We start from the raw sequence: 13145 nt of genomic DNA on the forward strand, positions 1-13145 counted from the left end.
TGTGCCAGGTGCCGGGGGCCACTACGTCCGTACGTCTGGGGTCAGTGCTTCTGGGGCACCTTGGGGATCGCGACCACCGGCAGGTCGCCAATCCGGTAGGCGGCGGGGGCGTCCGCCGGGACGACGGGATGACGCGGCGCCACCGGGTCGATCTGGCGATACGGCGCGCCCAGCGGGGGACGTGGGTCGGAGTCACCCTTGTTCGGCCACAGCGACATGGCGCGCTCCGCCTGTGCGGTGATCGTCAGCGACGGGTTCACCCCCAGGTTCGCGCAGACGGCGGCACCGTCCGCGATGTGCAGCCCGGGGTGCCCGAACACCCGCTGGTAAGCGTCGACGACCCCGCGCTCGGGGCTGTCCCCGATGGGCGCTCCGCCCAGGATGTGCGCCGTCAGCGGGATGTTCGCGATCTCGGTTATCGAGCCGGCCGGGTGGCCGCCGATCCTGGCGGCGACCCGCCTGGTCGCCTCGTTGCCCGCGGGGATCCAGGTCGGGTTCGGCTGGCCGTGGCCCTGGCGGCTGGTCAGCCAGCTGGTCCGCAGCGGGCCGCGGCGGCGGCGCACGACCAGCGAGTTGTCCTGGGACTGCATCACCAGAACGATCATCGTCCGCTCCGACCACCGCCACGGCAGCCCGGCCGCGACGGCCAGGTGCGGCCGGCGCAGGCAGGCGCCGAGGAACCGTGCCCACCGCGGCAGCCGCCCGCCGCCGTCGGTCATCGGGGCGCCCAGCGGCGCCAGCACGTTGCTCCCGCGGCCGTAGCGGACTGGTTCGACGTGGGTGTACGGGTTCGGGTAGAAGCTGGACGTGATCGCGACACCACGCGTGATCCGCTCGTCCGGCCGCAGCCTCATCGCGCCGAGGATGGCCTCCGAGTTCGTCCTGGTCAGGTGACCGAGGCGGTCCGACAGGCCTGGTAGCTGGCCGCCGTCGCGCATCGCGTGCAGCAGCCGCTGGGTGCCGAGCGCGCCGGCCGCGAACACCACCTGCCCGGCTCGCCAGCGGCGCTGCCGCCGCCGAGCCTTCGCCCGGCCCCAGGCCGTGACCGTCGGCCAGGCACCGGTCGGCTCGCCGACCACCTCGTAGCCGCCGCCCGGCAGCGGCGTCACCGAACTGACGGTGGTGTCGGCGACGATCGTGACGCCAAGTCGCTCCGCCAGGTACAGGTAGTTGCGGTCGAGGGTGTTCTTGGCGTTGTGCCGGCAGCCGCTCATGCACTCGCCGCACTGCAGGCAGCCCACTCGCCGCGGGCCGACACCGCCAAAGTACGGGTCGTCGGCGGGCTCGCCCGGTGCCGGCCGCCCGTCCGGGCCGAAGTACACGCCCACGTCGGCCAGCTGGAAGGTGTCGCCGACGCCCATCTCCTCGGCGACCGTCTGGAACACCTGGTCGGCGTAGGTGGTCGTCGGGTTACGGACGACGCCGAGCATCCGCTCGGCCTGGTCGTAGTACGGCGCCAGCTCGGCCCGCCAGTCGGTCAGGCCCGCCCACTGCGGATCGGCGTAGAACGGCTCCAGCGGGCGGTACAGCGTGTTCGCGTAGACCACCGAGCCGCCGCCGACCGCGGCGCCCGAGAGCACCAGCACCCGGCCGAGCAGGGTGATCTTCTGGATACCGTGGCAGCCGAGCCGCGGCAGCCAGAGGTAGCGCCGGATGTCCATGCTGGTCCGGGGCAGCGGGGCGACCACGTCGCCACGAGAACGCCGCTTCTCCGGCGCATCGCCACCAGCCGCGGGCCCCTGGCCAACGCCGCTGCCACCGTCAGGGTGCTCTTCGCTGGTGGCGCCGGAGGCCTTTGGCGGCGCCTGGCCGAAGGCGCCACCAGAATGCCTTTCGCTGGTGGCGCCGGAGGCCTTTGGAGGCGCCGTGTAGCGGCGGCCGGCCTCGACGACCGTCACGCGGTAGCCCTTCTCGGCCAGGCGCAGCGCGGTCACGCTGCCGCCGAACCCGCTCCCGACGACCAGGACATCCACATCGAAACCGCCGGTTTCGTCAGGTTCGAGACCTGAGCTGGCGTTGCCCATGGCTCCATCATGTCGCCCGGGCCGGCGGCCGGCAGACGAGCCGACCGGGAGAGTCAGGAGGCGCGTGCCCGGGCGAGCAGGGCCGCCTGCTCGGCGCCGACGGCGGCGGCCCGCTCGATCTCGGCCAGGTCGGGCAGCGCGGACGCCGCCCCGTCCCCGCCGGGTTCCGACCGGTCGGAGGTGGCCCGCGGCGCGGGTGTCACCGCGCGCCAGGACCGGCAGGCGCCGCACGGGCACTCGACGCTGGTTCTCGGCAGATGCTTGAGCCGCCAGGTGAGGCCGTCGGCGGGACTGTCGGAGCCGACCTTCACCCCGCCGACCACCAGGTGGACGAGGTGCGTGGCGAGCGTGGGCGCCGACCAGCCGCCTTCGTTGAGGATGTCGGTGAGCGGCCCCACGCAGTCGGCGAAGGCGTCCGGTTCACAACGCATCGCGCTGGCCAGGGTGACGACCACCTGCCCCGCCGCCTCGGCCACGGGGTCGCGCGGCACCTGGACCACCGGCTCGGCAGGCGCGGGCGGTTCGACGGGCGCGGGCGGTTCGACGGGCGCGGTCAGGTCCGAGGCCGACACGGCGGCCGCCCTGGTCTGCGCCGAGGGCGACGTGTCCACCAAGGGCGACATGTCCACCGCCGGCGGACCGCCAACGTGCGCGCCGTCCGCCAGCGGCCCGCCGACGGGTGGGGAGCCACCGCCCACCGGCGCGGATGAGACATCTTCGGAACCCGCGTCCCCGGCGACGGCATCCGCCGRCCCGACGTTTCCGGGCCGGGCACTCACCGGCTCCGCGTATGCGGCGTACGGGGACGAAGAGTCCGAGCGGGCGGCCTCCCTGACCGCGTAACCCCAGTCCTGGCCGGCGACAGGCGAGGAGGTGGGCGCGGTGGGCCTGAGCCCGGCGGTGGAGGCGGGCCGCGCCGGCCTGGTCACGGCGGGCAGCGTGGTCAACGGCGTCCAGCGCGGCGGGACCGGCCGGCGGCCGGCTGCGCCGGTCAGCAGCTCGAGCGCGTCGGGAATGAGGTTCGGCGGCAGCCTGTCCCCATCCTCGGCGAAGTCCTGGCGGGAGGCCGAAGCGTTCGGGCGCGCGCCGAGGCGCGTCAGCGTGCCGGCGATCCGGGCCCGCCCCCGCTCGCTCGAGGCGGACCGAGGTGGCCGCGGGCGCCCGCCCGCCCGTCGGCGTACCCGGCCGCCGGCGTTGGCCGCCGGGGCGCCGGCCACGCCGGCCAGAGGTTCGGCGTCCGCCATGGGGTCGGCGTCCGCCTCGGCGATCGCCGCCGCTTCGCCCTGCTCCTCCTGACGGGCCGCCGCTGGGCGGCTCGAGGCCTCCACCGCGTCGGCCACCGCCCCGAGGGCGACGGCCGCGAGGCGGCCGCGCGACCGCTCGGCCGGGTCCGCGGTGGCATTCGTGGCGCTGGCGGCCGGGGCGGCGCCGGCGGCCGGCCGGGCGCGATCGGCGTCCCCGGCCTTGGCCCGCGCGGCTGGCTCGGCCAGTCCCACTCCGGCGCGGCGGGCGACCTCCGCCGGCAGCGTCAACACGAACCGCGCCGGTCGGCCGGCCGCGGGCCGGCCGACCGAGGTGAGCCAGCCCAGCCTGCGCAACAGCGCGAGCTGGCGCTGGACGTGGGTCCGGCTGTACTTGGTCTGTGTCACCAGCACCCGCAGGCCAGGCGCGCAGACGGCGGAGCCCGCCGGCAGCTGCGGATCGGCACCGCTGGCCGGTTCGACGTGGCTCGCCAGGATGAGCGCGACCAGCTTGGTCGCGGGCGGCAGGCCCGCCTGCGCGACGGCGCGCTGCCAGCCCACGTTGTCCGCGACGATGGCACCGGAAGGCGGGGTGGAAACCAGGACGAGGACCCCGGGGAGCGGGAGCTGACGCATCGGGTCGGTCGCCACGGAGTCTCGCCTCCTTCCTTCGTGCTGCCTTCGCGGGTGGGCCTGGACGCCATGTCCGCGCCCTCGCGCGAATGGACCGAGGTGCGTGGGTGGAGCCGCTGGCCGCGTGGCGGGTGGACGTCGGACCGGAGAGCCGGGTGAGCGGCCGGGCCTAGGGACTCTGGGTCAGTTCGGGTCGTGTCGGGCGTCGGCGGGCTGTGCGACGCGCTGGCTGGCTATGCCGGTTGAGGCACGTTACCCCGCGCTGGCGAAGGGGTAAGGGGAGCGCGACCAAGGGGCACACATAACGGCAACATGCCTACGCGAGCGCGTTGAGAGCGCTCGACCAGCGCTTATGCACATCCGCGATGTGCTCGTGGGGGGTCCAGCCGACGGCCAGTCCGCCCGCGACCCGACGAGAACCGGCGGCGGGAAACACCGACCCACCCACAGCCCACGCGACCGCAACCATCCACCTACGACGGCCCCTTACCTCTCRATTGCCCCTTTCCCAACGATTGYCACCTTTTTCACCGATTGGCCCTCACCATCGGTCGCGCCGCCCCACCAACGTCCGGATCGAGGATCAACGCCGACCGGCACGCCCGAGCCTGTCTGACCCGGCAGCCAATCCTGGACTTCACTCTGCGTGAACAGGCGACGGCGACAAGGCCGTGGGGCGGAACCCGTAGGCCTTCGGAAGTGCCAGAGGTGTCAGAGGTCGCCGGTACCGTCGAGGCATGTCCGCCGAGCGGGCCGGCCAGGCCGGCGAAGGCCCGGCCCTCACCGGTCCGGTCGGCGAGGGGGACGTCTCGGCGCCGGCCGGCCGCACCGACGTCGCCGCCCTCGTCAGGGTGCTGACGGCGGCTCCTGTCGAGCGGCACTGGCTCGACCGGACGTCCTGGGTGGACGTTGGCCGCGGCTGGCTGCCGGCCGCCGACGAGCTCTACCAGCGGGTCCGTGACACCACCCAGTGGCGGGCCGGCGCGATGTGGCGCTACGAGAAGTATGTGACCGCGCCGCGGCTGAGCGCCTGGTACGAGGCGGGCCGGCCACCGCCCATCCCCGAGCTCACGGCGGCACACGCCGCGTTGCGCCGCCGCTATGGCGTCGAGTTCGACGGCTACGGCATGTCCTACTACCGAGACGGCGCGGACTCGGTCGGGGTGCACCGCGACAAGGAGCTGCGGTGGCTCGACGACACCGTGATCGCGATCCTCACGCTGGGTGCCCGCCGGCCGTGGACCGTGAAGCCGGTGCGGCTCGGCCAGGGCCGACGCATCCTGAACGACCCGAGCGACGCCGGCGGCCTGCTCGATCTCGCGCCCAGCTCGGGTGACCTGCTCGTGCTCGGCGGGCGTGCCCAGGCGGACTGGCTGCACGGCGTGCCCAAGATCGCCGGCCACGTCGGCGGCCGGATCTCGGTGCAATGGCGTTGGACGGCGCGGACCGGCAGGCCCCTGCAGGGCCCTGGCTACATGGCGTCCCGGCACTTCGGTCGCTGAGCCGGGCCGGGCCGGCGAGCGCTCGGCTCGCATGTGGCGTGCGCTAGCCGAGCGCTCGCGACCAGGGGGCGACGTCATCGCGGCCGCGCCCGGCGGACCCAATATGCCCAACTGTCATCTGCACGTCGTGCCTCAGGCCGTCGAGGTCAGGGTGACCGCACGGAGGCAGGGACGCAGCTCGTCCCAGCGGTACCACCGGACCAGCTCCTCGTCGGGGCTGYCCCACGGGTTGCGCAGCAGCAGCCGGCCGCCCGCGGCATCCGCGGCCAGGACCGCGTAGGCGTGCCGCTCCACGAGACCGCCCGACGGTCCGTCCGCCGCGCCCGGGCGAGTGGAGACCGTGATGACGTCGCCCGTGGCGAGTCGGGACGCGATGTCCGCGACGCTGAGCGAGCCCGGCGGCACCGCGTGATGCGGGCGGCCGGTGAGGTCGCTCGCGGCCACGCCGGGATCACCGCCGCTGATCGCGTCGTAGCCGCCGTGGAGCCGGGCGTACGCCTTCTCGTAGACGGCCGCCCACAGCTCCGGGCGCCCCGTGAGGTCGAACGCGGCGATCGAGGGCACCGGCCGCGCGCCGCCGRCTTCGCCCCCTCCACCGCCTCCCGCCGCGCCGCCGGCGGCGTCGCCCGTGGGCAGGCCGGGCAGGGCACGTGTCACGGTGACCGGGAAGGGTCGGCCGTCGCGGTAGAAGGTGACCGTGAACGTGCCGTTCGGGTTCTCCCGGATCCCCTCGACGAGCAGGTCGGGACGCTGTCTGGCCAGGCCGATGAGCGTGGCGGCGAGGTAGCAGTCGCCGAGGCCGCCCTGGCCGACGTCGGAGGTGCTGACGCCGTCCCGGACGACCGGGTCGGCCCGGTTCGCCTCGTCCGCCCCGGCGGAGGCCACGGCCCCGTTGGCGGCGGCCGCGCCGCCGGGCGGGGCGGGCTCGAGGTCAGGCAGCAGGCGGACGAGCTCGGCGACCAGCGCGGCCGGCGCGCTCGCGAGCAGCAGGTCCGGCACCGCGGCCAGGGCCTCGAGCTCGTGCCGGGAACGGCCGCCCGCCCGCCGCAGCAGGCGGGTGAGAGCCCCCGTCAGCGCCCGCAGTGGCTGGCCGCGCAGCCGGCTGACCACCGCCTCACGGACGGCCGGCGGCAGGGCGGCCAGCCGCCGGCCGGCATCCCGAACGTCCGCCGCGGACAGCGCGGCGGGGTCGGTCCCGACCAGCGCGACCAACCCGGCGGCGGCCGTCCTGATCCAGCCGAGGTCCGGCGGTGGGGCGTCGTCGAACCAGGAACGCGGGTCGATCAACACGCCGCCGGTCCGCACCGCTTCCTCGGCCGCCACGAGATGCGCCGTCCGACGCTCGATCGCCGCGGCGAGATCCGGCCCGCCGACGGCGAGGGCGTGCGTGCCCAGCCGGAGCACGTCGGTCGGCACGGGCAGGCCGGCCAACCGGAACGAGCCTGGCGGCCTGGCCGGCGCGGCGACGCCGAGTGCCTGGGCAAGGCCGCCGCCCGCCGCCGCGACCGTCGCGCTCAGGCCGACGACGACCGCATCCAGGGCCGTCTCGTCCGTCCGGCCGACGGCCGTGGCGAGCCCGGCCGCGGCGGTGCCGGCGACGCGCAGTCTGCCGGCCAGCGCGCCGAGCAGGCCGGGGTCGAAGGAGACGGGACCGCCTCCGCCCAGGTCGCCACCGTGGCCGCCCCCGTCCCCGCCGCGCCCGGCCGCGGCCGCGCCAGCCCAGGCGTCTCCCGACCAGACGTCGCAGGCTGGCGCGACGCGACCGCCCCGCCGGCCGTCGGCGCCCAGCGAGCCGTCGAGAAACGGGTCTGCCGGGACGGTGCCGTCGTCGGTGCTCAGCTCACGCAGCAGGGCCGCGTCGGGGACGTCCCAACCGGCCGGCATCCTGGGAATCTCGGGCAGGCGCGGCTCTAACTCGGCATCCGGAGTCCCCGCCGATCCGGCCCTGTCGACCGTGCTGCCCTCCCCGGCCGCGCTGGTCAGGCCGGTCGCCGCGGCGGCAGCGAACTCGAACGCCTCGGCGGTCCTCACATACCAGTGAGCGCGGGCGGCCATCGCCTCGGCGCCACCGCGCAGCGCCCGCAGCCAGCCGTCGACCCGGGCCGTCGCGCGCCGCTGCCACGGCGACGACCAGGTCTCGGGAGTGTCCAGGGTCAGCACCGGGCCGAGCAGACCGGAGGCTGTCGTGGCGAGCCCACCCAGCTCGACCGCGGCGGCGCGCAGCTCGGCGGCCGCGGTCCCGAGCACGGACGGAGCCCGCCCCACCAGGGCATCCGCGTATCCGGAAGGCATCGCGTCACCGACCTCCTGACAGCCACCCGGCCCTGACCGCCGGCGTACGAACAGCGCCGCCGGCGTGCGGCGGCCCGCGACGCCCGCGCACCCCACGCACTCCCGCGCGGCGCGCGCCAGCCAGAACGCGGCCGACGAAACGATCATGTCTTGCTGATCGACGTCAGGGTAGGACGCGGTGGCGGCGGTGTCGTGGGGCCGCATGATCGCGACCCCACGAGATCGCGGGCTCGAACGGACGAACTGCGCTAGCTTGGGCGAGGTGCCCGTTGCCCGGCGACGGCCCGTTCCGGCCAGCGCCGGGCGAGCCGCGCGAGACCGGCGCGGGAGAGCACGGGAAGGGGCCGCGAGGCTCCATCGCCCGGACACCGCGGAAGGAGCCCGACGTGCCCGAGGCCGTCATCGTCGCCACCGGCCGGTCCCCGATTGGTCGCGCCTACAAAGGATCGTTGAAGGACCTACGGCCGGACGACCTGGCCGCGACCGTCGTGCGCGCCGTCCTCGACAAGCTGCCCGGGCTGGATCCCACGACGATCGACGACCTGATGCTCGGCTGCGCGCAGCCCGCCGGCGAGCAGGGCTTCAACATGGCGCGCGCGGTCGCGGTCCAGCTCGGCATGGACTTCCTGCCCGGCACCACGGTGAACCGCTACTGCTCCTCGTCGCTGCAGACCACCCGGATGGCCTTCCACGCGATCAAGGCCGGCGAGGGCGACGTCTTCGTGTCCGCCGGTGTCGAGACGGTCAGCCGGTTCGTGAAGGGCAACGCGGACGGCCTGCCTGACACCCACAACCMGCTCTACGCCGAGGCCGAGGCCCGCACGAAGGCCCGCGCCGAGGCCGGCTCCGCGGGCTGGACCGACCCGCGCGCCGACGGGGTGCTGCCCGACATCTACATCGCGATGGGCCAGACGGCCGAGAACGTCGTCCAGCACACCGGCCTCACCCGGGCCGAGCAGGACGAGTTCGCGCTGCGCTCCCAGCAGAACACGGCCAAGGCCATCGCGGACGGGTTCTTCGAGCGGGAGATCATCCCGGTCACGCTGCCGGACGGCACGGTCGTCCGGGCGGACGACGGCCCGCGGCCGAGCACCACCCTCGAGGCGCTCGCCGGCCTGAAGCCGGTGTTCCGCCCCGACGGCACGGTCACCGCCGGCAACGCCTGCCCGCTCAACGACGGCGCCGCGGCGGTGGTCGTCATGAGCGACACCAGGGCCCGAGAGCTGGGGCTGACCCCGCTGGCCCGGATCGTGGCGACCGGCGTCACCGGCCTGTCACCGGAGATCATGGGCCTCGGGCCGATCKAGGCGGTGCGGCAGGTGCTCGGCCGCGCCGGCATGACGATCGACGACATCGACCTCGTCGAGATCAACGAGGCGTTCGCCGCCCAGGTCGTGCCGTCCGCGCGTGAGCTCGGCATCGACTTCGACAAGCTCAACGTGCACGGCGGCGCCATCGCGCTGGGCCACCCGTTCGGCTCGACCGGCGCCCGCATCCTGACCACGCTCCTCAACGGCCTGCGCACCAGGGACAAGACCATCGGTCTCGAGACCATGTGCGTCGGTGGCGGTCAGGGCATGGCGATGGTCATCGAACGGCTCGATTAACTGGTTCGCTCTGTCTCTGGTTCGCTCCGTGCGGGCGCGGCGCTCCGGCCCCTTGCTCGCTTCGCTCCCAAGGGACCTCCGCGCCGCGTCCTCCTCCGCTCACGTGCGCTGCGGCGACCTCCGCTGCGGCCCAACCACTTCGCTTCGCTCGTGGCCGGGCCTCCGCGGAGGCGCGCCTCCGCGCCGCACGGTCACCTGCCGCTGAACGTCACCGATCCAAGACCAGCCCGATCCAGAGCCATCGCCGCGGGGGCACTTCGCTGCGATCGAGGCGCGCCTCCGCGGCAGCATGGACCTGGCTCGACTAGAGCGTCCTGGTGATCTTCACTGGGACGCTCTCGTTTTCGGCGCTCGTGTGTGCGGCCTCAGCTGGCGGGTGGGTCCGGGGGCGCTGCTCGGGGGCGCGGCACCCGGTCCGCGGCGGCGCCCTGGGCCGAGGCCGGTTGGGCTGTTGGACCGACCCTGGCGGTCCTGGTGACGGCCTGGCTCTGTATCCGGGCCTGGGTGGACGCCGCGGCGGCGGCGAAGCCGGTGGTCGTCTGCCTGGCGGACGGTACGGACCTCGCCACCACGGACGCCAGCTCCAGCCATGGGGGGCCCGCCGGCGGGTGCCCGGCCGGCGCGCCGCGGCGGAAGGCGTCGCGGACTCGACGCGCCGGGGCGAGCGTCACCCCGGTGACGCGGTCCCAGCGAGGCTGCCGGGTCAGGACGATGGCGCCCCAGACCAGGCCGCCGCCGATCAGGCCGTCGAGCCAGTAGTGGTTCGCGGTGATCACGACGACGAGCGCGGTGACGACCGGGTGCGCGACGGCGAGCCAGCGCGCCCGCCAGCGCAGGATCGTGATGACCCCCCAGGCCTCCAGGATCGCCCAGCCGATGTGCAGGCTCGGCATCGCCGCGTACTGGTTCGCCTGCGCGGCGCCCACCTCGTTGTAGGCCGAGGGGCCGATCACGACGCCGGTGTCGACGAAGGGGATGTTCGGGCTCACGGCCGGCAGGAACCGCGGCGGGGCCAGCGGGTACAGGATATGGATCACGAGGGCGACACCCGTCGAGATCATGATCACGTTCCGTACCCGCTGCCAGTGCGCCCGCTGGAAGAACATGACCCAGAGCAGGAACCCGATGGCGGCCGGGAAGTGCACGGTTATGTAGAACCGGTTCGCGAACTCCAGCAGGTCGGTGGAGCGCAGCGCCAGCCGCTGGATCGACGACTCGTCGGGCAGGTCCAGCAGCCGCTCGAAGTGCCAGACCGCCAGCGCGTGCCGCAGCGCCTCGACCCGCCGGCCGTCCGCGAGGGTCCTGCCCAGCCGGTAGACCATGAACAGCCCGCCCAGCAGGGCGATCTGGCCGAGGAAGTAGGACGACGTCAGGAGCGCGCGGCGCGCCCGGGAGGGCGCTGCGCGCTCGGAGGCGTCGGAGGCGGCAGCTTCGGCCGGGCCGCGGAACCGAATGCCATCACCCGCCTGCGGGCCCGATGGACACGGAATGCTCACCACATCGCACCCCTACGCATGAGAATGCCTCCCCATCCCACGGGGATCCGACTTATACCGTCCTACTAACCGACCGGTAAGCACAACCAGCCAGCCGGTGACACATCTCTCGCCTCCGGCGTCAACCGGCCAGTCGCCCTCCGCAACGATTCGACGTCGAAGTCGTGACTTAGTGAAGTCATCTCGACGCGAATTTGCCACATAGAGGCTTCAGGTGCGACCCGCGACTCGGTTGTGATGACAAAACCGAACGGAAGTGTCACGCAAGGTAGCGATACCGTGATCGCTCGCCGTTACTAAACAGCAAACGCCAGGCAACTATTTCCCTCAGATCTTCTGAACGGCTGACCACTCGCGCCTACGAATGTCATCTATCGGACATCCGGTCGTCATCCAGACCAAGCGTCAGACATCCAGAGCCGGCCGGGCCTCGATCCGGGCGCCGCGAACGGACCGCCMGGTCGACGTTACTCAGAGAACTCAAAGGGTAACTATCTTCACATGATCGCCTGAACAAACCCTGCTGGCGACCGCCACAGTCGAGGAGGATCGCGATGCACGCGAACGTCGGCGACCGCGTATGTGTCCACAGCCGCACCATCGGCCAGCCCGAACGACACGGAGTCGTTCTGGAGGCCCGCGGCGAGACCGGGCCGCCCTACCTGATCCGCTGGGACGACGGCCATGAGGGGCTGCTCTTCCCGGGCGCCGACTCGGTGCTGGAGGTCTTCGCCTTCCAGCACGCCGGAGTCTGACGGGCGGCCGGAGCGGCCCGCAAGCGGCGAAGGCCGCTCCCGATAGCGGGAGCGGCCTTCGTGTCGAGCGGTTGGGCGGCCGCCGTCGACGACGGCGGCCGGCCCCGATCAGTAGCGGTAGTGGTCGGACTTGTAGGGGCCGTCGACGTCGACGCCGATGTACTCAGCCTGGGCCTTGGTGAGCTTGGTGAGCTTCACGCCGAGGGCGTCCAGGTGCAGGCGGGCGACCTTCTCGTCGAGGTGCTTCGGCAGCGTGTAGACGCCGACCGGGTACTGGTCGGTCTTCGTGAACAGCTCGATCTGGGCGATCACCTGGTTGGTGAAGCTGTTCGACATCACGAAGCTCGGGTGGCCGGTGGCGCAGCCGAGGTTCATCAGCCGGCCCTCGGCCAGCACGATGACCGAGTGGCCGTCCGGGAAGACCCACTCGTCGACCTGCGGCTTGATGTTGATCTTCTCGACACCCGCGATCTTGCCCAGGCCGGCCATGTCGATCTCGTTGTCGAAGTGGCCGATGTTGGACACGATCGCCTGGTGCTTCATCGCCGCCATGTGGTCGGCGGTGATGATGTTGAAGTTGCCGGTGGTCGAGACGAAGATGTCGGCGATCCCGACGACGTCCTCGAGCACGGTGACCTGGAAGCCGTCCATCGCGGCCTGCAGCGCGCAGATCGGGTCGATCTCGGTGACGATGACCCGGGCGCCCTGGCCGCGCAGCGCGTCCGCGCAGCCCTTGCCGACGTCGCCGTAGCCGGCGACGAGCGCGACCTTGCCGCCGATGAGCACGTCGGTCGCCCGGTTGAGGYCGTCGATGACGGAGTGGCGGCAGCCGTACTTGTTGTCGAACTTGCTCTTGGTGACCGAGTCGTTGACGTTGATCGCCGGGAAGAGCAGCGAACCGCCCTTGTGCATCTCGTAGAGGCGATGCACGCCGGTGGTGGTCTCCTCGGTGACGCCCTTGATCGCCTCGGCGGCCGCGGTCCAACGGCCGGGCTTCGCCGCGATCGTGCTGCGCAGCGTGTCGAGGATGATCGCGTACTCCTCGGAGTCCGAGGGGTCGGTCGCCGGGACGGCGCCCGCCTTCTCGAACTCGGCGCCCTTGTGGACGAGCAGCGTCGCGTCGCCGCCGTCGTCGAGGATCATGTTGGGAGCGCCGCCGTCCGGCCAGGCCAGCGCCTGGTCGGTGCACMACCAGTACTCCTCGAGCGTCTCACCCTTCCAGGCGAACACCGGGACACCGGCGGGAGCGTCCTTGGTGCCGTTCGGGCCGACGACGACCGCGGCGGCGGCGTGGTCCTGGGTGGAGAAGATGTTGCAGGAGACCCAGCGGACGTCGGCACCGAGGGCGACGAGGGTCTCGATGAGCACGGCGGTCTGGATCGTCATGTGCAGCGATCCCATGATCCGCGCACCCTTGAGCGGCTGGCTCGCGGCGTACTCGGCACGGGTCGCCATCAGCCCCGGCATCTCGTGCTCAGCCAGCCGGATCTCCTTGCGGCCGAACTCGGCCAGCGCAAGGTCCGCGACCTTGAAGTCGAAGCTCATCTCTCTCCTTCGGCGCTCGAAACGCGCCCCGTCCCAGGGATCAGGGCGCG

Annotated in this window: 8 protein-coding genes; 3 read left to right on the plus strand and 5 right to left on the minus strand. The window is 73.1% G+C overall.

From position 1 onward, the window contains the following. Positions 1 to 41 precede the first annotated feature (41 nt). Together BCD49_RS07450 and BCD49_RS07455 are read right to left on the minus strand one after the other, a co-directional pair. Entirely contained in the window at positions 42 to 2024 is a 1983-nt protein-coding gene (locus BCD49_RS07450) for a GMC oxidoreductase (protein ID WP_051466162.1), read from the minus strand. 53 nt (positions 2025 to 2077) lie between these two features. Continuing rightward, the gene (locus BCD49_RS07455) at positions 2078 to 3916 is read right to left on the minus strand and encodes a hypothetical protein (RefSeq protein WP_071041306.1); all 1839 of its coding nucleotides are present in this window, start codon (positions 3914 to 3916) and stop codon (positions 2078 to 2080) included. Positions 3917 to 4635: 719 nt separating this feature from the next. On the opposite strand from BCD49_RS07455, the gene BCD49_RS07460 reads away from it, so the two are divergent. After that, the gene (locus BCD49_RS07460; protein WP_007511852.1) at positions 4636 to 5400 is read left to right on the plus strand and encodes an alpha-ketoglutarate-dependent dioxygenase AlkB; all 765 of its coding nucleotides are present in this window, start codon (positions 4636 to 4638) and stop codon (positions 5398 to 5400) included. Between the two features lie 132 nt (positions 5401 to 5532). Here BCD49_RS07460 and BCD49_RS07465 read toward each other — a convergent pair whose 3' ends face one another. Next, the gene (locus BCD49_RS07465; protein WP_071041307.1) at positions 5533 to 7896 is read right to left on the minus strand and encodes a C2 family cysteine protease; all 2364 of its coding nucleotides are present in this window, start codon (positions 7894 to 7896) and stop codon (positions 5533 to 5535) included. Positions 7897 to 8078: 182 nt separating this feature from the next. Between BCD49_RS07465 and BCD49_RS07470 the strand changes: the two genes are divergently transcribed. Then, complete coding sequence (locus BCD49_RS07470; RefSeq protein ID WP_071041331.1) at positions 8079 to 9299, plus strand: acetyl-CoA C-acetyltransferase; 1221 nt, start codon at positions 8079 to 8081, stop codon at positions 9297 to 9299. Positions 9300 to 9664: 365 nt separating this feature from the next. Here the strand turns inward: BCD49_RS07470 and BCD49_RS07475 are convergent, their stop codons facing one another. Further along, on the minus strand, positions 9665 to 10795 hold the full coding sequence (locus BCD49_RS07475; protein ID WP_232793945.1) for a phosphatase PAP2 family protein: 1131 nt from the start codon (positions 10793 to 10795) through the stop codon (positions 9665 to 9667). Between the two features lie 554 nt (positions 10796 to 11349). On the opposite strand from BCD49_RS07475, the gene BCD49_RS07480 reads away from it, so the two are divergent. After that, positions 11350 to 11550, plus strand: coding sequence for a DUF1918 domain-containing protein (locus tag BCD49_RS07480; RefSeq protein ID WP_007511843.1), 201 nt, complete (start codon positions 11350 to 11352; stop codon positions 11548 to 11550). Between the two features lie 108 nt (positions 11551 to 11658). On the opposite strand, the gene ahcY is transcribed toward BCD49_RS07480, so the two are convergent. Continuing rightward, positions 11659 to 13095, minus strand: coding sequence for an adenosylhomocysteinase (gene ahcY, locus BCD49_RS07485; protein WP_071041308.1), 1437 nt, complete (start codon positions 13093 to 13095; stop codon positions 11659 to 11661). Between the last annotated feature and the right edge of the window lie 50 nt (positions 13096 to 13145).

The sequence above is a fragment of the Pseudofrankia sp. EUN1h genome, from assembly GCF_001854645.1.
Classification (GTDB): domain Bacteria; phylum Actinomycetota; class Actinomycetes; order Frankiales; family Frankiaceae; genus Pseudofrankia; species Pseudofrankia saprophytica.